The organism is Roseivivax halodurans JCM 10272, from assembly GCF_000521785.1.
In the GTDB taxonomy this organism is placed as follows: Bacteria; Pseudomonadota; Alphaproteobacteria; order Rhodobacterales; family Rhodobacteraceae; genus Roseivivax; species Roseivivax halodurans.
Genome location: NZ_JALZ01000010.1, coordinates 89627 through 111706 on the forward strand (window position 1 = coordinate 89627; position 22080 = coordinate 111706).

Annotated in this window: 23 protein-coding genes; 22 read left to right on the forward strand and 1 reads right to left on the reverse strand. The window is 66.6% G+C overall.

The window, feature by feature from the left end; all coding sequences use genetic code 11:
* Positions 1-42 precede the first annotated feature (42 nt).
* The 22 genes from OCH239_RS11255 (at position 43) to OCH239_RS11370 (ending at position 20343) form a co-directional block, all read left to right on the forward strand.
* Entirely contained in the window at positions 43-363 is a 321-nt protein-coding gene (locus OCH239_RS11255; protein ID WP_037262484.1) for a hypothetical protein, read from the forward strand.
* 3 nt (positions 364-366) lie between these two features.
* Positions 367-669, forward strand: coding sequence for a hypothetical protein (locus OCH239_RS11260; protein ID WP_037262485.1), 303 nt, complete (start codon positions 367-369; stop codon positions 667-669).
* Positions 670-861: 192 nt separating this feature from the next.
* Complete coding sequence (locus OCH239_RS11270) at positions 862-1965, forward strand: NADH-quinone oxidoreductase subunit E (RefSeq protein ID WP_037262487.1); 1104 nt, start codon at positions 862-864, stop codon at positions 1963-1965.
* Between the two features lie 117 nt (positions 1966-2082).
* Positions 2083-3012: a hypothetical protein gene (locus OCH239_RS11275; RefSeq protein WP_037262488.1), complete on the forward strand. Its 930-nt coding sequence runs from the start codon at positions 2083-2085 to the stop codon at positions 3010-3012.
* Positions 3013-3031: 19 nt separating this feature from the next.
* Positions 3032-3247 (forward strand): DUF5337 domain-containing protein, encoded by a 216-nt coding sequence (locus OCH239_RS11280; RefSeq protein ID WP_037262489.1) that lies wholly within the window; start codon positions 3032-3034, stop codon positions 3245-3247.
* Between the two features lie 5 nt (positions 3248-3252).
* Positions 3253-4536, forward strand: coding sequence for an NADH-quinone oxidoreductase subunit NuoF (gene nuoF, locus OCH239_RS11285; RefSeq protein WP_037262498.1), 1284 nt, complete (start codon positions 3253-3255; stop codon positions 4534-4536).
* Positions 4537-4696: 160 nt separating this feature from the next.
* Positions 4697-4960 (forward strand): putative antibiotic biosynthesis monooxygenase, encoded by a 264-nt coding sequence (locus OCH239_RS11290; protein WP_037262501.1) that lies wholly within the window; start codon positions 4697-4699, stop codon positions 4958-4960.
* Between the two features lie 79 nt (positions 4961-5039).
* The gene (locus tag OCH239_RS11295; protein WP_051489422.1) at positions 5040-5429 is read left to right on the forward strand and encodes a hypothetical protein; all 390 of its coding nucleotides are present in this window, start codon (positions 5040-5042) and stop codon (positions 5427-5429) included.
* A 101-nt stretch (positions 5430-5530) separates the two neighbouring features.
* On the forward strand, positions 5531-5947 hold the full coding sequence (locus tag OCH239_RS11300) for a DUF5333 domain-containing protein (RefSeq protein WP_037262504.1): 417 nt from the start codon (positions 5531-5533) through the stop codon (positions 5945-5947).
* A 9-nt stretch (positions 5948-5956) separates the two neighbouring features.
* The gene (gene nuoG / locus OCH239_RS11305) at positions 5957-7990 is read left to right on the forward strand and encodes an NADH-quinone oxidoreductase subunit NuoG (protein ID WP_037262507.1); all 2034 of its coding nucleotides are present in this window, start codon (positions 5957-5959) and stop codon (positions 7988-7990) included.
* Between the two features lie 250 nt (positions 7991-8240).
* Positions 8241-9278: an NADH-quinone oxidoreductase subunit NuoH gene (nuoH, locus tag OCH239_RS11315; protein ID WP_037262509.1), complete on the forward strand. Its 1038-nt coding sequence runs from the start codon at positions 8241-8243 to the stop codon at positions 9276-9278.
* A gap of 133 nt (positions 9279-9411) precedes the next feature.
* Positions 9412-9906, forward strand: a complete 495-nt coding sequence (gene nuoI, locus OCH239_RS11320) for an NADH-quinone oxidoreductase subunit NuoI (RefSeq protein ID WP_037262511.1) — start codon at positions 9412-9414, stop codon at positions 9904-9906.
* The gene (locus OCH239_RS11325; protein ID WP_037262513.1) at positions 9903-10112 is read left to right on the forward strand and encodes a hypothetical protein; all 210 of its coding nucleotides are present in this window, start codon (positions 9903-9905) and stop codon (positions 10110-10112) included. Before nuoI ends, OCH239_RS11325 begins: the two co-directional genes overlap by 4 nt.
* Positions 10109-10516 (forward strand): carboxymuconolactone decarboxylase family protein, encoded by a 408-nt coding sequence (locus OCH239_RS11330; RefSeq protein ID WP_037262515.1) that lies wholly within the window; start codon positions 10109-10111, stop codon positions 10514-10516. Before OCH239_RS11325 ends, OCH239_RS11330 begins: the two co-directional genes overlap by 4 nt.
* Complete coding sequence (locus tag OCH239_RS11335; protein WP_037262518.1) at positions 10513-11115, forward strand: NADH-quinone oxidoreductase subunit J; 603 nt, start codon at positions 10513-10515, stop codon at positions 11113-11115. The genes OCH239_RS11330 and OCH239_RS11335 overlap by 4 nt, the downstream gene beginning before the upstream one ends.
* A 433-nt stretch (positions 11116-11548) precedes the next feature.
* Complete coding sequence (gene nuoK / locus OCH239_RS11340) at positions 11549-11854, forward strand: NADH-quinone oxidoreductase subunit NuoK (RefSeq protein ID WP_037262521.1); 306 nt, start codon at positions 11549-11551, stop codon at positions 11852-11854.
* Between the two features lie 4 nt (positions 11855-11858).
* Positions 11859-14033, forward strand: a complete 2175-nt coding sequence (gene nuoL / locus OCH239_RS11345) for an NADH-quinone oxidoreductase subunit L (RefSeq protein WP_037262523.1) — start codon at positions 11859-11861, stop codon at positions 14031-14033.
* Positions 14033-15592 carry an NADH-quinone oxidoreductase subunit M gene (locus OCH239_RS11350; RefSeq protein ID WP_037262525.1) on the forward strand — a complete coding sequence of 520 codons (1560 nt, stop codon included), beginning with the start codon at positions 14033-14035 and terminating at the stop codon, positions 15590-15592. The genes nuoL and OCH239_RS11350 overlap by 1 nt, the downstream gene beginning before the upstream one ends.
* A gap of 12 nt (positions 15593-15604) precedes the next feature.
* On the forward strand, positions 15605-17047 hold the full coding sequence (nuoN, locus tag OCH239_RS11355; RefSeq protein WP_037262528.1) for an NADH-quinone oxidoreductase subunit NuoN: 1443 nt from the start codon (positions 15605-15607) through the stop codon (positions 17045-17047).
* A 79-nt stretch (positions 17048-17126) separates the two neighbouring features.
* Positions 17127-17879 (forward strand): biotin--[acetyl-CoA-carboxylase] ligase, encoded by a 753-nt coding sequence (locus tag OCH239_RS11360; RefSeq protein ID WP_037262531.1) that lies wholly within the window; start codon positions 17127-17129, stop codon positions 17877-17879.
* 14 nt (positions 17880-17893) lie between these two features.
* A complete protein-coding gene (locus tag OCH239_RS11365) occupies positions 17894-18667 on the forward strand; it encodes a type III pantothenate kinase (RefSeq protein WP_037262534.1) in 774 nt (257 codons plus the stop codon).
* 8 nt (positions 18668-18675) lie between these two features.
* A complete protein-coding gene (locus OCH239_RS11370) occupies positions 18676-20343 on the forward strand; it encodes a ribonuclease J (RefSeq protein WP_037262537.1) in 1668 nt (555 codons plus the stop codon).
* A gap of 156 nt (positions 20344-20499) precedes the next feature.
* Here the strand turns inward: OCH239_RS11370 and OCH239_RS11375 are convergent, their stop codons facing one another.
* Complete coding sequence (locus OCH239_RS11375) at positions 20500-22002, reverse strand: DEAD/DEAH box helicase (RefSeq protein WP_037262671.1); 1503 nt, start codon at positions 22000-22002, stop codon at positions 20500-20502.
* Positions 22003-22080: the final 78 nt, after the last annotated feature.

Here is a 22080-nt window from a genome sequence, read left to right on the forward strand (position 1 = left end):
GCCTCCGCCGAAGAAACGAACGACACTGACAAGGGACTTTCCATGAAGATCATCCGCGGCGTTCTTCCCGCTCTCGCGCTCACGGCCGCCTGTGCGATGCCTCCCGAAGGCACCGACGAACAGGATTCCGCGAATTACGACGCCGCGGTGGCTTCGGTCGGGTGCGATCTACGCACCGAGAGCGAGTATCTTGCCGTGGAACTGCAGACCGGCCTGACCCGGGCTCAGCTTCAGGAGATGTCCGACTACAAGGTGGCGAACGGCGCCGCGCAGCGCTTCGAGAACGGCGGCGTACGCCTCGTCACCGGCACCTGTGCACCCACGGTCGCCGAGGGCGACACGTCCGCACCCGGAGAGGCCTGACCCATGCTTCGCGCCATCCTCGTCGCCACGTTCGCCTTCGCCGGCCCGCTTCTCGCGCAAGACCAGAACCTCTCGCAGTTCCGCAACCTCTCGAGCCTTGCGGAAGAGGGGTTCGAGACGATCCCGGTGCAGGGTGGCGGCGCGGTCTTCGGGATGCGCAAGGCGGCCGAGATCTACCTCTGCTATCTCGAGGACAAGCCGGCGCTGCGGGCCGATCGCCAGCGGGTGATCTCGGAATATTCGAGCGGACAGAGCGAGAACCGCACTCTGCCGAACGTTCCCGTGGTCTGCGTCAAGGCTGAGTGAGGACATGCGTGCGGCCCCCAATATCTCAGCGGCGGCTCTGGCTGTGATCCCCGGCGGCGCGGCCGCGCAAGATGCAGACCTGCTGAAATCCGAGCGCCAGCGGGTGAGGCTGGCCGAAATAGACGGGACCGGCGAGACGCGCGCGGTGCCCGACATTCCGCTACTCTGCGTGGCGACACGATAGGACCCGACATGCTGAGACGACTGCATCACGACCAACCTGCAAGCTTCGACTTCACGCCCGCGAACCGCGAGTGGGCCGAGGCGCAGATGACCAAGTTTCCCGCCGGCCGCCAGGCCTCGGCGATCATTCCGCTGCTCTGGCGCGCGCAGGAGCAGGAGGGCTGGCTGACCCGGCCCGCGATCGAGCATGTCGCCGAGATGCTCGACATGCCCTACATGCGGGCGCTCGAGGTCGCGACCTTCTACTTCATGTTCCAGCTCGAGCCCGTGGGCTCGGTCGCGCATGTGCAGGTCTGCGGCACCACCTCCTGCATGATCTGCGGCGCCGAGGACCTGATGGAGGTCTGCAAGGAGAAGATCGCGAAGAAGCCGCACCAGCTCTCCGAGGACGGCAAGTTCTCGTGGGAGGAGGTGGAGTGCCTCGGCGCCTGTGCGAACGCGCCGATGGCGCAGATCGGCAAGGATTACTACGAGGACCTCACGACCGAGCGCTTCGCGGAGATCCTCGACGAGCTCGCCGCGGGCCGCGTTCCGACGCCGGGGCCGCAGCAGGGCCGCTACGCCTCCGAGCCGGCGAAAGGTCTCACCTCCCTGACCGGCTTCGTCGACGGCACCTCCGAGGGCAACGCGTCGGTCGCGCTCGCCACCGACATCGGCGACACGGTGAAGCGAATCGATGGCACCGAAGTGCCGCTGCGCACCCCGTGGCGCGACATGGATACGGTCGGCGTCGAGCCCGAGACCGATCCGCGCAGCCCGGAGCTCGCCGGCGATCATCCGGTGGACGAGACCGGTGTCGACAAGCGCGCCGCGCCCGAGAGCGGCGAGGGACACCCCGAAAGCGGCGCCCCGGCGCAGGAGGCAGAGACTGGATCGCGCCCTGCGTCGCTCGACGCGCCGAGAGGCGAGAAGCCGGACGAGTTGACGCGGATCAAGGGCATCGGGCCGAAACTCGAGGAGCTGCTCTTCAGCCACGGGATCTATCATCTCGACCAGATCGCCAATTGGTCGGATGACGAGATCGCCTGGATCGACGCCAACCTCGAAGGGTTCAAGGGCCGTGCCACCCGCGACAACTGGGTGGGGCAGGCGCGCGATCTCTCGGGGTCCTGATACGGCCGAGCTCCGCCCGAACGCCGATCACCGGACAAGACGCCTTGTTCCGAGCATGCTAAAAGAGTCAACGTGTTCAAGACACGGGTCTCTATAAGAGCGGACAGGGAGTGGGAGATGAACGGATCTAAGAATGGCATGAGCTGCCAGACGGGATGCTGGGCGCTCGCGGCAGGCGTGGGTTTCGTGGCCTTCGTGCTGATGCTCGTCGTCGGCAGCTACGGCGTCATCGGGGCGATGTTTCTTGGCGGGTTGGCTTTCGTGGTGCTGGGGTTTCTCTTCAGCATGATCTTCTGCTCGCCCCTGACCAAGCCCGGCGAGAGGCGCAATCCGGGACCGGGCACCGGTGTTCCGGTCTCGACGCAATCGCGTCAGTCGCAGCCTCATTCCGGCGCGGCGCCGGCATCCGGGGGCACCGCCACCGAGGCGACCTCCGCTGCGGCAGGGTCGGGCCGCCGGAGTTCGGCCGCCGAAGCTGCCGGGACGGGTGCCGCGGCGCGCAGCTCTGCACCGACGGCCGAGACCGCGGCGTCCGAGCCGGAGACCGCGTCGCACTCGGGCCCTGCGCCGACCGAGACGCAGGAGAAGGCGGCGCCGCCGGCTCCCGGGGCCGCGGTCGCGACCGCCGATGCGGAGGCTGGCGGCACGGTGAAGCCGTCGAAGGACCTGCCGGGGCAGCGCGACCTCGAGGGTCGCAAGGGATCCTGGCGCTACGAGGGCAATAGCAGCGCCCAGGCACCCGGCACCGGGCCGAGCGCGGGGACCAAGCCGCCGCTCCTCGAGGCTCCGCGCGGAGAGGGCGCGGACGACCTCAAGCGGATCAAGGGCGTCGGCCCCAAGCTCGAGCAGGTGGTCAACGGCCTCGGCGTCTATCATTTCGACCAGATCGCAAACTGGTCCGAAAGCGAGGTCGCCTGGGTTGACGACAACCTCGACGGGTTCAAGGGCCGGGTCACCCGCGACGACTGGGTGAACCAGGCGAAGATACTGGCGGGAGGCGGCGAGACCGATTTCTCGCGCCGGCCCGACATGAACAACGACACGTAAGGGAGCACCGGGACACCGCATGACGGACGAGGAACAGGCACGACGGGGGCGCGTCATCGCGCTGGTGATCGCGGCCACGGGCCTTTTCTGGATCGCGGCGACGGCTCTCGGGGCGGCGCTGGACTGGAGCCAGCGCGCCCGGGCCTTGTGCGACCTTGCCGCACTGGCAGGGTTCGGCATGGCCATCTACATGCTGTTTGAGCTATGGCGTGCGCGCCGGGCGAATAAGGACTGAGAGCCATGCTGAAGGACGAAGACCGCATCTTCACCAATCTCTACGGGATGCACGACCGCACGCTCGCGGGCGCCAAGGCGCGCGGGCACTGGGACGGGACCGGTGACATCATCAAGCGCGGCCGCGACGCGATCGTGGACGAGATGAAGAAGTCGGGTCTGCGCGGACGTGGCGGCGCGGGCTTCCCGACGGGGATGAAGTGGTCCTTCATGCCGAAGGAATCGGACGGGCGTCCGTCCTATCTCGTGGTGAACGCGGACGAATCCGAGCCTGGGACCTGCAAGGACCGCGAGATCATGCGCCACGATCCGCACACGCTGATCGAGGGCTGCCTGATCGCCTCCTTCGCGATGAACGCGAATGCCTGCTACATCTATATCCGCGGCGAATACATCCGCGAGAAGGAAGCGCTGCAGAACGCCATCGACGAGGCCTATGACGACGGTCTCCTCGGCAAGAACGCCGCCGGCTCGGGCTGGGATTTCGATCTCTACCTCGCGCACGGTGCAGGGGCCTATATCTGCGGCGAGGAGACCGCGCTTCTCGAATCGCTCGAGGGCAAGAAGGGCATGCCGCGCATGAAGCCGCCCTTCCCGGCGGGTTCGGGCCTCTACGGCTGCCCGACCACGGTGAACAACGTCGAATCGATCGCCGTCGTGCCGACGATCCTGCGCCGCGGCGCCGAGTGGTTCTCGTCCTTCGGCCGCCCGAACAACGCAGGCACCAAGATTTTCGCCATCTCCGGCCACGTGAACAATCCCTGCGTCGTCGAGGAAGAGATGTCGATCTCTTTCGAGGAGCTGATCGATCGGCATTGCGGCGGCATCCGCGGCGGCTGGGACAATCTCAAGGCGGTGATTCCCGGCGGCTCCTCGGTTCCCTGCATCCGCGGCGAGAACATGAAGGACGCCATCATGGACTTCGACTGGCTCAAGGAGCAGCGGTCGGGTCTCGGGACGGCGGCCGTGATCGTGATGGACAAGGACACCGACATCATCAAGGCGATCTGGCGGCTCTCGAAGTTCTACAAGCACGAGAGCTGCGGCCAGTGCACGCCCTGCCGCGAGGGCGCGGGATGGATGATGCGGGTGATGGAGCGCCTCGTGAAGGGCGATGCCGAGCCCGAGGAGATCGACATGCTGCTCGACGTCACCAAGCAGGTTGAAGGCCACACGATCTGTGCGCTCGGCGACGCCGCCGCCTGGCCGATCCAGGGTCTCATCCGCAACTTCCGCGACGAGATCGAGGACCGCATCCGGCACAAGCGCGGACCCATCGCCGCCGAGTGAGGCCGCTGCGAGACTGAGAGTTCGGGCGCCGCGCGGGCATCGCGCGGCGCTTTTGCTTTCCGCGGCCCCAGTCTGCCCGAGGCGGCTGTCTACCTTTCCTTTCGCGCTCGCCGGCCCATCTCGCGACGCGAACGCCCTCAGCGATCCCGGAGCCCGATTCATGTCCCGCAGCCAGCGCGCGCTCTTCGTCTTCATCACTTGGCTCTGCGTCTATCCCGGCGTTCTGGTCTTCGCCGAACTCGTCGGCTGGATCGCCCCCGGCGCGCCGGTCTGGCTGCGCATCCTGCTCTCGACCGCGGTGACCGTCCCGACGATCTCGATGGTGATCCTGCCGCGGGTCACGCGCCTCGTCGCCGCCGCCAAGGGCCAGAGCGTCGCCGAGCTCAAGCGTGCCGAGGCGAGAGCCGCCGAGAGCGCGGGCTGACGGACTGGACGGCGCGGTCGATTTCCCCGATACCGGGCACAGCGGGGCAGGCTCCCGCCGGACTGCGAAGGGGACAGGAATGCAACGGAACCGCGCCGCGCTCATCAGCCTCGGGATTGCCGCCCTGGCACTCACGGCTTGCGTCGAAAGCTCCAAGCGCGTGCCCTTTGACGGCCAGTTTTATCGCGCCAAGGCCAGTGCCCCGCGGAGCGACCGCCACAATTTCACCGTGACCTCCGGCCCGCTGCAGCGCGGCTTCGAGGGCGCGCGTCAGGCGGCCTTCTACGAGGGCACGCTGCACTGCATCCAGAACTACGGCACGTCCGACATCGACTGGGTCGTGCATCCCACCCGCGATCCGGCGAGCGCGCTCACCATCGACGGAAACCGCCTCGTCGCGCAGGGCCGCTGCATCGAATGGCCGGTCCCCGAAGGTGCCGCTACGGTACCCTACCGCGCGGGATCGTGAGGGCGGCCGCGGCGTTACGGTTATTGAATGACCGGCCCCGCGGCACCCATCTGTCGGTGACTCGCCCGCACTGCCGGGTCCTCTGACGACAGGAGAGACAGATGCGCCGTCTTGCCGCCGCCCTTGCCGCGACCCTCACCCTCGTTCCGCTGGCCGGTCCCGCCGCCACGCAGGCGAAGCCCCCGCTGCGCGAGGTGTCGCAGATCGACGACGCGCTGCTGATGGTCGCCATCGCCGACGATCTGCGCAAGACCTGCGACAACATCGACGCGCGACTGATCCGCGCCTATTCTTATCTCCAGAAATTGAAGGGCATTGCCAGGGATCGCGGCTATAGCGACGAGGAGATCGAGCGCTACGTGACCTCGAAAGAGGAAAAGGCCCGGATGGAGGCCCGCGGTGATGCCTTTCTTGCGTCCCGGGGCGTCGACAGGGGCGACAGATCGGCCTATTGCACCTTCGGCCGCCAGGAAATAGCCAAGGGCAGCCAGATCGGCGTCCTGCTCAGAGCAAGGTGAGACTATCCCATGTCCGACCTCCGCACAGTCAATATCGACGGAACCGACTACGAGGTGGATGGCGCCATGACCATCCTCCAGGCCTGTGAGAGCGCCGCCGGGGTCGAAATCCCGCGCTTCTGCTACCACGAGCGTCTGTCGATCGCGGGGAACTGCCGGATGTGTCTCGTCGAGGTCGTGGGCGGCCCGCCGAAGCCCGCCGCCTCCTGCGCCATGCAGGTGCGCGACCTGCGCCCCGGCAAGGACGGCGAGCCGCCGCAGGTGCGGACGAACACGCCGATGGTCAAGAAGGCCCGCGAGGGGGTGATGGAGTTCCTGCTCATCAACCACCCGCTCGACTGCCCGATCTGCGACCAGGGCGGCGAATGCGACCTGCAGGACCAGGCGATGGCCTACGGCGTCGACTTCTCGCGCTTCCGCGAGCCCAAGCGCGCCGTGTCGAACATGGATCTGGGGCCTCTCGTCGGCACGCACATGACGCGCTGCATCTCCTGCACCCGCTGCGTGCGCTTCATCACCGAGGTCGCGGGCATGCCCGAACTCGGTCAGACCGGCCGCGGCGAGGATGCCGAGATCACCGCCTATCTCGGCCAGACGCTCGAGAGCGAACTTCAGGGCAACATCATCGATCTCTGCCCCGTCGGCGCACTGACGTCCAAGCCCTACGCCTACACCGCGCGGCCGTGGGAGCTGACCAAGACCGAGTCGATCGACGTCATGGACGCTCTCGGCTCGTCGATCCGCGTCGACGCGAAGGGCCGCGAGGTCATGCGCATCCTGCCGCGCAACCACGACGGCACCAACGAGGAATGGATCTCTGACAAGACGCGCTTCGTCTTCGACGGCCTGCGCCGCCAGCGCCTCGACAAGCCCTTCGTCCGCGAGAACGGCAAGCTGCGACCGGCAACTTGGCCCGAGGTGCTGCGCGTTGCCGCGGACAAGCTGAAGGCCGCGAAAAAGCCCGTCGGCCTCGTCGGCGACCTCGCCCCGCTCGAGGCGACCTACGCGATGAAGGAGTTGATCGAGAGCCTGGGCGGCACCACCGAGTGCCGCACCGACGGCGCGAAGCTCCCCGCGGGCAACCGCTCGGCCTATGTCGGCAATGCGAGCATCGAGGATATCGAGGACGCCGGCATGATCCTCGTGATCGGGTCCAACCCGCGCAAGGAAGCGCCGGTTCTCAATGCGCGCATCCGGAAGGCGTGGATCAAGGGCGCAGACGTCGCGATGATCGGCGAGAACGTGGATCTGACCTTCGATTACGAGCATCTCGGCTCCGACCGCGCCGCGCTGACCTCGCTGATCGACCGCGGCCTGCCGGACGAGCTCAAGGACAACGGCAGCCTGCTCGTCGTTCTGGGGCAGGGCGCGATCACCGGCGCCGACGGCGCCGCGGTCCTCGCCGCGACCCAAAAGCTGGTCGACAGCGTCGGCGGCAAGCTGCTCGTCCTGCACACTGCGGCAAGCCGCGTCGGCGCGCTCGACGTGGGTGCGGTGACCGAGGGCGGCATCGGTGCGGCGACCGAGGGGGCCGACGTGGTCTACAATCTCGGGGCGGACGAGATCGACGTCGCAGACGGCGCCTTCGTGATCTACCAGGGCAGCCACGGCGACCGCGGCGCGCACCGCGCCGATGTGATTCTGCCGGGCGCGGCCTATACCGAAGAGCAGGGCCTCTTCGTCAACACCGAAGGACGGCCGCAGCTGGCACTCCGCGCGGCCTTCCCCCCGGGCGAGGCCAAGGAGAACTGGGCGATCCTGCGGGCGCTCTCGGCCGAGGCCGGCAAGCAGCTGCCCTTCGACAGCATCGCCGAGCTGCGCCGCGATCTCGTCGCGAAGGTGCCTCATCTCGAGCGCATCGACAGGGTGCCGGAGAACGAGTGGAAGATCGAGGAGGCGAAGGGTGAGCTCGGCAAGGGGAACTTCCGCAGCTCCATCGCCGATTTCTACCTGACGAACCCGATCACCCGCGCGAGCGAGCTGATGGCCGAGCTCTCGGCGAACGCCAGGGCCCGCAACGAGACCCCGGTCGCTGCGGAGTAATCCGTTGCGCGGCGCCACCGATCCGGCGACGACCCGGAGCATTCCGCGGGCGGCATCGAAGGGGCGGCTCGGCAGCCCCGCCCTCGCGCGTCAAATGCGCACAAATATCGAGGAAGAGGGTGGCTTATGGCGCGCAGATGCGGTTTACAGCAACTCGCCAGCCCTGCCGCGGGGCCTCGGGACGATCGGCGGCGACGCCACCGGTCCGGGCTCTGCGCAGAACGGAATACCGACGGTGTGAGGGACCTTCATGTCTGACTTTCTGTCCACTACCGGCGGCACCGCGCTGATCGTGACCCTGCAGGTTCTGAGCATGGTCACCTTCGTGATGCTGTCGCTCCTCTTCCTCGTCTACGGCGACCGGAAGATCTGGGCGGCGGTGCAGATGCGGCGCGGCCCCAACGTGGTCGGCATCTTCGGCCTGCTGCAGACCGTCGCGGACGCGATGAAATACGTCTTCAAAGAGGTCGTCATCCCCGCGGGCGCCGACCGCGCGGTGTTCATCCTCGCGCCGCTGACCTCCTTCGTGCTCGCCATGATCGCCTGGGCGGTGATTCCGTTCAACGAAACCTGGGTGCTCTCGGACATCAACGTCGCGATCCTATATGTCTTCGCCGTCTCCTCGCTCGAGGTCTACGGTGTCATCATGGGCGGCTGGGCGTCGAACTCGAAATATCCGTTCCTCGGAAGCCTTCGCTCGGCGGCGCAGATGATCTCCTACGAGGTCTCGCTCGGCCTCATCATCATCGGCGTGATCATCTCGACCGGCTCGATGAACTTCGGCAACATCGTCGCGGCGCAGGACACGGACTGGCACCTGCTCGGCTGGTACTGGCTGCCGCATTTCCCGATGGTCTTCCTCTTCTTCATCTCGGCGCTGGCCGAGACGAACCGCCCGCCCTTCGACCTGCCCGAGGCCGAATCGGAGCTCGTCGCCGGCTACCAGGTGGAATATTCCTCGACGCCGTTCCTGCTCTTCATGGCCGGCGAATACATCGCCATGTTCCTGATGTGCGCGCTGACGTCGCTCCTGTTCTTCGGCGGCTGGCTCTCGCCGATCCCGGGCCTGCCTGACGGCGCGCTCTGGATGGTCGCCAAGATGGCGTTCTTCTTCTTCCTCTTCGCGATGGTGAAGGCGATCACACCGCGCTTCCGCTACGACCAGCTGATGCGCGTCGGCTGGAAGGTGTTCCTGCCCTTCAGCCTCGTCTGGGTGGTGTTCGTCGCCTTCGCGGCCAGGTTCGAATGGTTCTGGGGCATCTTCGCCCGCTACACGACGGGCGTCTGAGACAATTGCCCCGCCGCGCCCCGACGGCGCGGCGGCGGCGACGAGGGACGATCTTGCAAAAGGTGCCGGAACCGCGGCACCGACGCGGACGGGGCAGGGGCCCCGCCGAAGACAAACCGGAGGACGCTGACACATGGCGACCATGGATTACACCCGCGCCGCGAAGTACTTCCTGCTGCAGGACGTCTGGAAGGGCTTCCGCCTCGGCCTGAAATACTTCTTCGGCCCCAAGGCGACCCTGAACTACCCGCACGAGAAGGGCCCGCTCTCGCCTCGCTTTCGCGGCGAGCACGCCCTCCGCCGCTACCCGAACGGCGAGGAGCGCTGCATCGCGTGCAAGCTTTGCGAGGCGATCTGCCCGGCGCAGGCGATCACCATCGATGCCGAACCCCGCGACGACGGCTCGCGCCGCACGACGCGTTACGACATCGACATGACCAAGTGCATCTATTGCGGCTTCTGCCAGGAAGCCTGCCCGGTGGACGCCATCGTCGAGGGCCCGAACTTCGAATTCTCCGCCGAGACGCGCGAGGAGCTCTACTACGACAAGACCAAGCTTCTCGAAAATGGCGAGCGCTGGGAAGCCGAGATTGCCCGCAACCTCGAGATCGACGCGCCCTACAGATGAGCGACGCGGTCTCCAAGGAGCTTCTGGCCGAGATCCGGCTGATGCGCGAGGAAATGTCCGAGCTCCACGACGAGCTCGACATCGTGCATCAAAAGGTCGACGGGCTGTCGGTGCTGCTGACCATGCTCGCCGGCGCCTCGGTCGAGGTGGAGGAAGACGACATGGCCGCGATGATGGCCGAGCTCGGGGACGACAACCCGCAATGAGCACCAAGACCCCCTTCGAGCTCTTCATGGAGCAGGCGCAGGAGATGGCGCGGGCCTTCAATCCCGCGCTCGAGAACTTCGATCCGCGCGGCTTCGAGAAGATGTGGCCGACGATGCCGAAGGACGCCATGGAGATGTGGTTCGGCAAGGGCATCTCGAAGGAAGGGCTCGACGCCAAGACGCGGCTGCTCTTGACCTTGGCGGGCCTGACGATGCAAGGCGCGCAGGCGGACACGCAGGTGCGCATGACGGTGCGCCACGCCCTCGAGGCCGGCGCCACGCGGGACGAGATCGCCGAGACCATCGCGCAGATGTCGATGTTCGCCGGTATCCCCGCGATGACGCGCGCGATGGAACTCGCGCGCGAAGTGATGAACGACGAGACGAAGGACGAGGGAACATGAGCGCGTTTGCCTTCTACCTCTTTGCGGTGAGCTGCCTCGCGGGCGGTCTCTTCACCGTGATCAGCCGCCACCCGGTGCACTCGGTGCTCTGGCTGATCCTCGCCTTCCTGTCCTCGGCGGGCCTCTTCGTGCTGCTCGGGGCCGAATTCGTCGCGATGCTTCTGGTCATTGTTTATGTCGGCGCGGTCGCGGTGCTGTTCCTCTTCGTGGTGATGATGCTCGACGTCGACTTCGCCGAGCTCAAGGCCGAGATGGCGCGTTTCATGCCATTGGCGCTCCTGATCGCGGTCATCATCCTCATGCAGTTCGCGGTCGCCTACGGCGCGTGGGAGACCTCGGAGCTGGCGGCGGACGCTGCGCAGCAGCCGATCCCGACCGACATGCACAACACCGAGGCGCTCGGGATGATCCTCTACGATCGCTACTTCCTGCTCTTCCAGCTCGCGGGTCTCATCCTGCTGGTTGCGATGATCGGGGCGATCGTGCTGACCCTGCGCCACCGCTCGGACGTGAAGCGGCAGGACGTGCTCGCGCAGATGTACCGCGATCCCAAGACCGCGATGGAGCTGCGCGACGTCAAACCCGGGCAGGGCCTTTGACCCTTCCGCACCTGCCGCCGTTCGCGGGGACGCATCCCGCGGCGGTGGTTGCCGGGGCCGCACTATTCTGGGTGGTCAAGGCTCTGATCGGCTACCGGCTCTGGGGCCTCTGGCGCAACCGGCGGACAAGATGACGGCCGGCGCGCCGCGCCGCCGTAGACATTCGGAACGGGGGCGGCCCGAACGGCCGTGACCGATGGCGCCGGGGCGCAGGGTCCCGGTGCGGCACCAAGGAAGGGATCCAACCCATGTCGCGCAACACTCTCATCATCGTCGCCGTGATCGTCGTCGTCCTCATCATCGGGGGCTTCGTGTCCGTCTGATGCGGCAGCGCGGCGCACGCCGCATTGCAAACGCCCGGTGCGGGGGCTAAGCCGCACCTCAAAAGGCCAGCCGGGTCCGACCGGCACGCGGAACAGACACGGGGACGACGATGATCGGACTTGAACATTACCTGACGGTGGCGGCGGCGCTCTTCGTCATCGGCATCTTCGGGCTCTTTCTCAACCGCAAGAACGTCATCATCCTTCTGATGTCGATCGAGCTCATGCTGCTCGCGGTGAACATCAACCTCGTCGCGTTCTCGTCCTTCCTCGGCGACCTCGTCGGACAGGTCTTCACGCTCTTCGTGCTGACGGTCGCCGCGGCCGAGGCGGCGATCGGCCTTGCCATCCTCGTCTGCTTCTTCCGCAACCGCGGCACCATCGCCGTGGAAGACATCAACGTGATGAAAGGCTGATCCGATGGAGAGCATCATCCTCTTCGCCCCTCTCGTGGGCGCTCTCATCGCGGGGTTCGGCTGGAAGCTGACGGGCATCCGTGGCGCCCAGTGGATCACCACCGGCCTTCTCTTCCTCGCCTGCTTCTTTTCGTGGATCGTCTTCTTCAGCCACGGCCCCGAGACGCAGCACGTGCAGGTCATGCGCTGGATCGAGAGCGGCTCGCTCTCGACCGACTGGTCGATCCGCCTCGACCGCCTGACCTCGATCATGCTGATCGTCGTCACCACGGTCTCGGCGCTCGTGCACCTCTACAGCTTCGGCTACATGGCGCATGACGAGAACTTCCGCGAAGGCGAGGAGAGCTACAAGCCGCGCTTCTTCGCCTACCTGTCATTCTTCACCTTCGCGATGCTGATGCTGGTGACCGCGGACAACCTCGTGCAGCTGTTCTTCGGCTGGGAGGGCGTCGGCGTCGCCTCGTACCTGCTGATCGGCTTCTACTACCGCAAGGCGTCCGCCAACAACGCCGCGATGAAGGCGTTCATCGTCAACCGCGTCGGCGATTTCGGCCTCGCGCTCGGCATCTTCGGGCTGTTCTTCCTCGTCGACTCGGTGCGCTTCGACGACATCTTCGCCGCCGCGCCCGAGATCGCGCAGACCCAGATCAGCTTCCTGTGGTTCGAGGTGAACGCGGCCGAGCTCATCGCTGTGCTGCTCTTCATCGGTGCGATGGGCAAGTCGGCGCAGCTCATCCTGCACACTTGGCTGCCGGACGCGATGGAAGGCCCGACGCCGGTCTCCGCGCTGATCCACGCCGCGACCATGGTGACCGCGGGCGTCTTCCTCGTTTGCCGGATGTCGCCGCTGATGGAGTTCGCCCCCGGCGCGTTGCAATTCGTGACCTTCCTCGGCGCGACGACGGCGTTCTTCGCGGCTACGGTCGGCCTCGTGCAGAACGACATCAAGCGCGTCATCGCCTATTCGACCTGCTCGCAGCTCGGCTACATGTTCGTCGCTGCGGGCGTCGGCGTCTATTCGGTCGCGATGTTCCACCTCTTCACGCACGCCTTCTTCAAGGCGATGTTGTTCCTCGGCGCCGGCTCGGTCATCCACGGGATGCACCACGAGCAGGACATGCGGAACTACGGCGGCCTGCGCCACAAGATGCCCTACACGTTCTGGGCCATGATGATCGGTACGCTCGCCATCACCGGCGTCGGCATCCCGCTCACCCATATCGGCTTTGCCGGGTTCCTCTCGAAGGACGCGGTGATCGAGAGCGCCTGGGCCGGCACGGCGGGGGGCTACGCCTTCTGGATGCTGGTGATCGCGGCGCTCTTCACCTCGTTCTACTCGTGGCGCCTGATGTTCATGACATTCTTCGGCGAGCCGAAGGGCGACAAGCACACGCACGACCACGCCCATGAAAGCCCGGCGGTCATGACCATCCCGCTCGGCGTGCTCGCGATCGGCGCAGTCTTTGCCGGCATGATCTGGTACGGGCCCTTCTTCGGCGAGAGCGAGAAGGTGGCGCGGTTCTTCGCCATTCCCGAAGCCCATGCCGAGGAGAGCCACGGCGCCGAAAGCGCCGAGAGCCATGCCGACGGCGAAGGCCCGGCAGAGGCGGTCGAGGAAGCGGCGCACGGTGATGCCGAGGCCGCGGCCGAAGCCATCACCGCGACCGAAGGAACGGGCGACAGCCCCAGCGCCGAGGGCCACCACTTCGCCTTTGGCGGCGCTCCGGGCGACGGCGCGATCTATATCGGGCCCGAGAACCACACGCTCGACGAGGCGCACGAGAGCCCGGTCTGGGTCAAAGTCTCGCCCTTCGTCGCCATGCTGATCGGCTTCGTCACCGCCTACTGGTTCTACATCGTGAACCCCGCGATCCCGCGCCGCCTCGCCGAGAGCCAGCGCCCGCTGTACCTCTTCCTGCTCAACAAGTGGTATTTCGACGAGATCTACGACTTCCTCTTCGTCCGCCCCATCCGCCATCTCGGCCGGACCCTCTGGAAGCGCGGCGATACCGGCGTGATCGACGGCGGCATCAACGGCTTCGCCATGGGCATCGTCCCGTTCTTCACCCGCCTCGCGGGCCGCGCCCAGTCTGGATACATCTTCACCTACGCCTTCGCGATGGTGATCGGGATCGCGGTCTTCCTCACCCTGATGACGCTGACCGGAGGAGCGCAGTAATGGACAATCTGCTATCCATCACCACGTTCCTCCCGGCCCTCGCGGCGCTGATCCTCGGCGTCTTCCTCAAGGGCGGGGACGCGGCGGCGGACAGGAACGCCAAGTGGCTGGCGCTGATCGCGACCGGCGCGACGTTTCTCGTCTCGCTCTTCATCCTCGCGCAGTTCGATCCGCGGAACCCCGGCTTCCAGATGGTCGAGGAAGGGGAGTGGCTGCTCGGTCTCAACTACAAGATGGGCGTCGACGGGATCTCGGTCCTGTTCGTGATGCTCACCACCTTCATCATGCCGCTCGTCATCGCCGCCTCGTGGGAGGTGAAGACGCGGGTGAAGGAATACATGATCGCGTTCCTGCTGCTCGAGACGCTCATGCTCGGCGTCTTCATGGCGCTCGACCTCGTGCTCTTCTACCTCTTCTTCGAGGGCGGCCTGATCCCGATGTTCCTGATCATCGGCATCTGGGGCGGCAAGAACCGGATCTACGCGGCATTCAAGTTCTTCCTCTACACCTTCCTCGGCTCGATCCTGATGCTGGTGGCGATGGTCGCGATGTATGCCGACGCCGGCACCACGGACATCCCGACGCTGCTGAGCCACGATTTCGCCCATGCGCCGTTCAGCGTGCTCGGCATCCAGGTGGTCGGCGGTCTCCAGACCATGCTGTTCCTCGCCTTCTTCGCCTCCTTCGCGGTGAAGATGCCGATGTGGCCGGTCCACACCTGGCTGCCCGACGCGCACGTGCAGGCACCGACGGCGGGTTCGGTGGTGCTGGCCTCGATCCTGCTGAAGCTTGGCGGCTACGGCTTCCTGCGCTTCAACCTGCCGATGTTCCCCATCGGCTCCGAGGTGATCGGGCCGCTGATCCTGTGGCTCTCGGTGATCGCCATCGTCTACACCTCGCTGGTGGCGCTGGTGCAGGAGGACATGAAGAAGCTCATCGCCTATTCCTCCGTCGCGCATATGGGCTTCGTGACCATGGGCATCTTCGCGGCGAACCAGCAGGGCGTCGACGGGGCGATCTTCCAGATGATCTCCCACGGCTTCATCTCCGGCGCTCTCTTCCTCTGCGTCGGCGTGATCTACGACCGGATGCACACCCGCGAGATCGACGCCTATGGCGGGCTCGTGAACCGCATGCCGGCCTATGCGACGATCTTCCTGCTCTTTACGATGGCGAATGTCGGCCTGCCGGGCACCTCCGGCTTCATCGGCGAGTTCCTGACCCTGATGGCCGTCTTCCAGGTCAACACCTGGGTCGCGGTCTTCGCCACGACCGGCGTGATCCTCTCGGCCTGCTACGCGCTCTGGCTCTACCGCCGCGTCGTGATGGGCGAGATGGTCAAGGAATCGCTCAAGTCCATCACCGACATGAGCCGCCGCGAAAAGGCGATCTTCGCGCCGCTCGCCTTCATGACGATCTGGCTGGGCGTCTATCCCGCCCCGATCCTCGACCGCATCGGCCCCTCCGTGGAGGCGCTGATCGAAACCTACGACGAGCGGGTGGCAGCCGCGGACCTCGGCGGTCCGCAGGTGGCCGACGCATCGCAAGACGCACACTGAGGACGACGCCCCATGCTCTCCGCAGACCTGAACCTCATCCTTCCCGAGATCATCCTGGCGGTCTTCGCCATGGCGGCGCTCGTGGGGGCGGTCTACACCACGAAGGACGACCTCGCGCGGCCGCTCGTCTGGATCACCTCGGGCCTGATGGTCGCGCTGGCGATCTGGATCGCGACGCGCGGTCCCGGAACCCGGACGGCCTTCGACGGCATGTTCGTCGCCGACAGCTTCGCGCGCTTCGCCAAGGTCACGATCCTCGTCTCGGCCGCCTCGGTCCTGGTGATGAGCCAGGATTACATGGCGCGCCGGGAGCTCCTGCGTTTCGAATACCCGATCCTCGTGGCGCTCGCCGCCATCGGCATGATGATGATGGTTTCCGCGGGCGATCTCATCGCGCTCTACATGGGGCTCGAGCTGCAATCGCTGGCGCTCTATGTCGTCGCCTCGCTGCGCCGCGAGAGCGCCAAGTCGACCGAGGCGGGCCTCAAGTACTTCGTGCTCGGCGCGCTCTCCTCTGGCCTTCTGCTCTATGGCGCGTCGCTGAGCTACGGCTATGCCGGCACGACGCTCTTCTCGGGCATCATCGGCGCGGCGGGCGAGGGCTCGGCATCGCTCGGCCTTCTCTTCGGCCTCGTCTTCATCAGCGCAGGCCTCGCCTTCAAGATCTCGGCGGTGCCCTTCCACATGTGGACACCCGACGTCTACGAGGGCGCGCCGACGCCGATCACGGCCTTCTTCGCGACCGCGCCAAAGATGGCCGCCATGGCGCTCTTCGCCCGGGTCCTGCACGACGCGTTCGGCGGCGTGGTCGGCGACTGGCAGCAGATCATCGCGCTCATGTCGGTGCTCTCGATGTTCCTCGGCGGCATCGCCGCGATCGGGCAGCAGAACATCAAGCGCCTGATGGCCTATTCCTCGATCGCACATATGGGCTTTGCGATGATGGGCCTCGCGGCGGGCACCGCGCTCGGCATCGAGGCGATGCTGATCTACATGGCGATCTACATCGCCATGAACATCGGCACCTTCGCCTTCATCCTCTCGATGGAGCGCGACGGCCAGCCGGTGACAGAGATCGCCTCGCTCAACCAGCTCTCGAGCACCGATCCCGGCCGCGCCTTCGCCATGCTGATCCTGATGTTCAGCCTCGCGGGCGTGCCGCCGCTCCTCGGCTTCTTCGGCAAGTTCGGCGTCTTCCGCGCGGCGGTCGAGGCGGACCTCTTCTGGCTTGCGGTCCTCGGCGGCATCGCCTCGGTCCTCGGTGCGTTCTATTACCTGCGCATCGTCTACTTCATGTATTTCGGCGCGGATCGGGACGACGGGATCGACCAGAACCGCTCGGGGCTTCTCTGGGGCTTCATGGCGCTCTCGGCCTTCATCATGGTGGGCGGCGTCATCAACCTCTTCGGCATCGAGGGCGCGGCCTCCGCGGCGGCGGCCTCGCTCGTCAATTGAGGCCGGCATCGGCGGGGCGGGTGTCCGGCCTGCCTTCGGCGAGGATATTTGTGTCAAGAAGAAGCCGGGATGCGCGCCGGTGAGCTGGCCTGCGGGATATGCGCGCGTCGAGCTGGACGAAGTCGACAGCACCATGGCCGAGGCGGCGCGGCGCGCCCCCGAGGCGGCGGGCCCGGTCTGGATCTTCGCACATCGCCAGACCGCCGCCCGCGGCCGCCGCGGCAGGGCGTGGGTCGAGGAGGACGGCAACTTCGCCGCAACGCTCCTCCTGCCGGTCGCGGGCCCGGCGCAGCATCTCGCCCTGCGTTCGTTCGTGGCCTCGCTGGCGCTCGTCGACGCGCTCGTCGCGGTGACGGGCCGCGCCGAGCCCTTCTCGCTCAAATGGCCCAATGACGTCCTGCTGAATGGCGGCAAGGTGGCGGGCATCCTGCTCGAGAGCCATGGCGGGCGCGGGGCAGGGGGCGCGGCCCATCTCGCCGTCGGCATCGGGGTGAACCTGCGTGCCGCGCCCGGCGCGGAAGCGGTCGAACCGGGCGCAATGCGCCCTGTTGCGCTCCTGCCCGAGACCGGCGCCGATGTTGCGCCGGAGGATTTCCTTGAGCATCTCGCCGAGGCCTATGCCAGGCGCGAGGCGGCGTTCCGCACCTTCGGCTTCGACCCGATCCGGCAGGCCTGGCTCGCGGGCGCGGCGCGGGTCGGCGAGACCGTCACCGCCCGCACCGGAACGAGCGCCACCACCGGCACCTTCGAGACCGTTGATCCCTCGGGCCATCTCGTCCTCTCGACGCCGAGCGGCCGCATCGCCGTCGCGGCGGCGGACGTCTTCTTCTGAGAAAGGGGCACGCGATGCTTCTCGCCGTCGATGTGGGCAATACCAACACCGTCTTCGCGATCTGGGACGGGACGCGCTTCCTCGCCACCTGGCGCACCTCGACCGAGCACCAGCGCACCGCCGACCAGTATTACGTCTGGCTCTCGACCCTGATGAACCTCAAGGGGATCGACGCCGAGATCACCGACATGATCGTCTCGTCCACGGTGCCGCGCGTCGTCTTCAACCTGCGTGTCCTCGCCGACCGCTATTTCGGGACGCGACCGATTGTCGTCGGCAAGCCCGATTGCGCCCTGCCCGTGGACGTGCGAGTGGATGCGGGAACGCAGGTCGGCCCGGACCGTCTTGTAAATACGGTGGGGAGTTACGACCTCTACGGAGGCGATCTGATCGTCGTGGATTTCGGCACCGCCACCACATTCGACGTCGTCGACCATGACGGCGCCTATGTGGGCGGTGTGATCGCGCCGGGGGTGAACCTTTCGCTCCAGGCGTTGCACGAGGCCGCGGCGGCGCTTCCGCATGTCGACATCTCGCGGCCGCAGGCGGTCGTCGGAACCAATACCGTAGCCTGCATGCAATCCGGCATCTTCTGGGGCTACGTGGGGGTCGTCCGCGAGATCTGCCAAAGGATCAAGGCCGAACGGGAACGGCCCATGAAAATCATCTCGACCGGCGGGCTGGCGCCGCTCTTCCAGCAATCCGAAGCCCTGTTCGACGAGTTCAGGGACGATCTCACGATGCACGGTCTGACCGTCATCCACCGACACAATACGAACCAAGGATAACGAACAAAATGAGCGGAGAACGCATCATCTACCTGCCCCTCGGGGGGGCGGGCGAAATCGGCATGAACGCCTATGTCTACGGCTACGGCAAGGCGGGCCAGGAGGAACTGATCCTCGTCGACATCGGCGTGACCTTCCCGGACATGGAGACCTCGCCCGGGGTCGACCTGATCTTTCCGGACATCGCGTGGCTCGCCGAGCGCAAGGACCGGCTCAAGGCGATCTTCATCACCCACGCACACGAGGACCATGTGGGCGCCGTCGCGCATTACTGGGAGCGTCTCGGCGCACCGGTCTACGCGCGCGCCTTCACTGCCAACATCGCGCGGCGCAAGATGGAAGAGATGGGCCACAAGCCCGAATACGTGCAGACCGTCTCGGCCTGGCCCGAGACCCAGCGGGTGGGATCCTTCGAGGTCGGCTTCCTGCCGATCTCGCACTCGATCCCCGAAAGCTCGGCGCTGGTGATCGACACGCCGGCCGGCCGCCTCATGCATACCGGCGACTTCAAGATCGACCTCACCCCTGTCGTCGGCGAGGCCTTCGACCGCGGGCTCTGGGAAAGCGTCGCGAGCTCGGGTGTGAAGGCTCTGGTCTGCGATTCGACGAACATCTTCTCGTCCCACGAGGGCCGGTCCGAGGCGACCGTCGGCCCCGAGATCGAGCGGCTCCTGTCTGAGTCCAAGGGCATGGTCTGCGCGACCACCTTCGCCTCGAACGTCGCGCGCCTGAAGACGCTGGCCGAAGCGGGGCAGAAGGCGGGGCGGTCCATCGTCCTGCTCGGCCGCGCGATGCGGCGGATGGTCGAGGCGGCGGTCGAGACCGGCGTGCTCAAGGATTTCCCGTCGACCGTGCCGGTCGAGGAGGCGGGATCGATCCCGCGCGAGAACCTGATGCTGATCGTCACCGGCTCGCAGGGCGAGCGCCGTGCGGCCTCGGCCCAGCTCGCGCGCGGCAAGCATCACGGGATGGAGCTCAAGGAGGGCGATCTCTTCCTCTTCTCCTCCAAGACCATACCCGGCAACGAGAAGGGCGTCATCCGGATCATCAACCAGCTCTCGGAACGGGGCGTGGACGTGGTCGACGACAGTTCGGGGCGCTACCACGTCTCGGGCCACGCGAACCGTCCCGACCTCGAGGCTATGCACGACATCGTCAATCCGCAGATGGTCGTTCCCATGCATGGCGAGCACCGTCACCTGCGCGAACACGTGAAGCTGGCGCAAACGAAGGGTCGGCAGGGCGTGCTCGCGGTCAACGGCACGATGGTGGACCTGACCGGCAACGAGCCCAAGGTCGTGGATTACGTCGAGACCGGGCGCACCTATCTCGACGGATCGGTGCAGGTCGGCGCGCTCGACGGGGTCGTGCGGGACCGCATCCGCATGGCGCTGAACGGACATGCGACGGTCACGCTCGTCCTCGACGAGGAAGACGAGGCGCTCGGCGATCCCTGGGTGGACCTGATGGGCCTGCCCGAGACCGGGCGCTCGCGCCAGCCGCTCTCGGACGTTCTCGAGGAGGAGCTTGCCGCCGTCGTCGCGCGTGCGGGCAAGAAGACCCTCAAGGACGACGACAAGCTCGAGGAAGAGCTGCGCCGCGCGATCCGCAACGGCGCGCAGAACGAGATCGGCAAGAAGCCCGAGGTCACGGTGGTGGTCAGCCGCTTGTCGTGATCCCCGGCCGCAGGGCCCGACGAGGAAACGCCCGGCCGGCCACGGCCGGGCTTTTTTTGCGACCGGCTGGCGCGTGAACGCGCGTTTTCCGGGAGAGGCGGACAACAAAAAAAGGCGCCCCGCGGGGCGCCTTTCGAATCCTGCCGGAGGGTCGGATCAGCCCGCGCGGCGCTGCTCGAAGCTCATGGCGATGAAGGACGGCAGGTGATCGCCGAGGCCGACGACCTTGTCGTCCTTGCCCCGTCCGCCGGAGCGGCCGCGGCCACTCCTGTCGCTCTGGCTCTTCGCGGAGGCGGATCGCTCGGCCGGGGCCTCATCCGCCTGCACCGGCACGTCGGTATTGGCCGTCTCGGGCACCTTGTCCTCGGCCGGCGCATCGTCGCGCGCCTCCGTCTTGGCCTTGGCATCGGCGCCCTTGCGTCCGCCCGATCGGCGGGTGCGCGCAGGCTTCTCGCTTTTCGGCGTCTCTTCGACCTCGGCCGGAGCCTCGCTCGCCTCGGACTTCGCCGGGCGGCCCGGATCCTCGATCTTCGGGATCTGCTTCTCGATCAGCTTCTCCACGTCCTCGAGGTTCTTCTCGTCCTTCGGGGCGCAGATCGTGATCGCCTTGCCCGCGCGGCCCGCGCGGCCCGTGCGGCCGATGCGGTGGACGTAATCCTCGGCATGGCCCGGCACGTCGTAGTTGAAGACGTGGCTCACCGAGGGCACGTCGAGCCCGCGCGCCGCGACGTCCGAGGCGACGAGAATCTTCAGATCACCGTTCCGGAAGCCGTCCAGCGTCCGCGTGCGCTGGGACTGGTCAAGATCGCCGTGGATCGGGGCGGCGTCGACGCCGTATTTCTTGAGCGACTTCGCGACCACGTCCACATCGACCTTGCGATTGCAGAACACGATCGCGTTGGTCAGCTTCTCGCCTTCCGCCTCGATCAGCATCCGCAGCGTGCGGCGCTTCTCGCTGTCCGCGCGGTCGCGGCGCGAGGGTTTGAACATGCAGACATGCTGGTCGATCGTCTCGGAGGCGGTCGCCTGGCGCGCCACCTCGATCCGAACCGGCGCCTGCAGGAAGGTGTTGGTGATGCGCTCGATCTCGGACGCCATCGTCGCCGAGAAGAACAGCGTCTGGCGGGTGAAGGGCGTCAGCGAGAAGATCCGCTCGATATCCGGGATGAAGCCCATGTCGAGCATTCGGTCGGCCTCGTCGACCACCATCACCTCGATCCCGGTGAGCAGCAGCTTGCCGCGCTCGAAATGGTCGAGCAGGCGGCCCGGCGTCGCGATCAGAACGTCGACGCCCTTGTCGATGAGCGCGTCCTGCTCCTTGAAGCTGACGCCGCCGATGAGCAGCGCCTTGGTCAGCTTCACGTTCTTGGAATAGGTGTCGAAGTTCTCGGCCACCTGCGCGGCAAGCTCGCGCGTCGGGCAGAGCACGAGGCTGCGCGGCATCCGCGCGCGTGCCCGGCCGCGGGCGAGCTTGTTGATCATCGGCAGGGTGAAGGACGCGGTCTTGCCGGTCCCCGTCTGCGCGATGCCGAGCACGTCCTTGCCTTCGAGCGCCGGCGGAATTGCTCCCGCCTGGATCGGAGTGGGCGTGGTGTAGCCGGCTTCCTCGACGGCTTGCAGCACCTTCGGGCTGAGGTTCAGATCGCTGAATTGGGTCATATGTATCCGCTTGTTGCGGACACGTCTCGGCCCGCACGTCTCGTCGTCGTCGGGCCCGTCCGGCCCTCGATCGTCCAT

Bases quoted from the DNA above. Each gene is read 5' to 3' on its own strand.
- OCH239_RS11255 (WP_037262484.1), top strand. From the start codon at position 43: ATGAAGATCATCCGCGGCGTTCTTCCCGCTCTCGCGCTCACGGCCGCC.
- OCH239_RS11260 (WP_037262485.1), top strand. From the start codon at position 367: ATGCTTCGCGCCATCCTCGTCGCCACGTTCGCCTTCGCCGGCCCGCTT.
- OCH239_RS11270 (WP_037262487.1), top strand. From the start codon at position 862: ATGCTGAGACGACTGCATCACGACCAACCTGCAAGCTTCGACTTCACG.
- OCH239_RS11275 (WP_037262488.1), top strand. From the start codon at position 2,083: ATGAACGGATCTAAGAATGGCATGAGCTGCCAGACGGGATGCTGGGCG.
- OCH239_RS11280 (WP_037262489.1), top strand. From the start codon at position 3,032: ATGACGGACGAGGAACAGGCACGACGGGGGCGCGTCATCGCGCTGGTG.
- nuoF (WP_037262498.1), top strand. From the start codon at position 3,253: ATGCTGAAGGACGAAGACCGCATCTTCACCAATCTCTACGGGATGCAC.
- OCH239_RS11290 (WP_037262501.1), top strand. From the start codon at position 4,697: ATGTCCCGCAGCCAGCGCGCGCTCTTCGTCTTCATCACTTGGCTCTGC.
- OCH239_RS11295 (WP_051489422.1), top strand. From the start codon at position 5,040: ATGCAACGGAACCGCGCCGCGCTCATCAGCCTCGGGATTGCCGCCCTG.
- OCH239_RS11300 (WP_037262504.1), top strand. From the start codon at position 5,531: ATGCGCCGTCTTGCCGCCGCCCTTGCCGCGACCCTCACCCTCGTTCCG.
- nuoG (WP_037262507.1), top strand. From the start codon at position 5,957: ATGTCCGACCTCCGCACAGTCAATATCGACGGAACCGACTACGAGGTG.
- nuoH (WP_037262509.1), top strand. From the start codon at position 8,241: ATGTCTGACTTTCTGTCCACTACCGGCGGCACCGCGCTGATCGTGACC.
- nuoI (WP_037262511.1), top strand. From the start codon at position 9,412: ATGGCGACCATGGATTACACCCGCGCCGCGAAGTACTTCCTGCTGCAG.
- OCH239_RS11325 (WP_037262513.1), top strand. From the start codon at position 9,903: ATGAGCGACGCGGTCTCCAAGGAGCTTCTGGCCGAGATCCGGCTGATG.
- OCH239_RS11330 (WP_037262515.1), top strand. From the start codon at position 10,109: ATGAGCACCAAGACCCCCTTCGAGCTCTTCATGGAGCAGGCGCAGGAG.
- OCH239_RS11335 (WP_037262518.1), top strand. From the start codon at position 10,513: ATGAGCGCGTTTGCCTTCTACCTCTTTGCGGTGAGCTGCCTCGCGGGC.
- nuoK (WP_037262521.1), top strand. From the start codon at position 11,549: ATGATCGGACTTGAACATTACCTGACGGTGGCGGCGGCGCTCTTCGTC.
- nuoL (WP_037262523.1), top strand. From the start codon at position 11,859: ATGGAGAGCATCATCCTCTTCGCCCCTCTCGTGGGCGCTCTCATCGCG.
- OCH239_RS11350 (WP_037262525.1), top strand. From the start codon at position 14,033: ATGGACAATCTGCTATCCATCACCACGTTCCTCCCGGCCCTCGCGGCG.
- nuoN (WP_037262528.1), top strand. From the start codon at position 15,605: ATGCTCTCCGCAGACCTGAACCTCATCCTTCCCGAGATCATCCTGGCG.
- OCH239_RS11365 (WP_037262534.1), top strand. From the start codon at position 17,894: ATGCTTCTCGCCGTCGATGTGGGCAATACCAACACCGTCTTCGCGATC.
- OCH239_RS11370 (WP_037262537.1), top strand. From the start codon at position 18,676: ATGAGCGGAGAACGCATCATCTACCTGCCCCTCGGGGGGGCGGGCGAA.
- OCH239_RS11375 (WP_037262671.1), bottom strand. From the start codon at position 22,002: ATGACCCAATTCAGCGATCTGAACCTCAGCCCGAAGGTGCTGCAAGCC.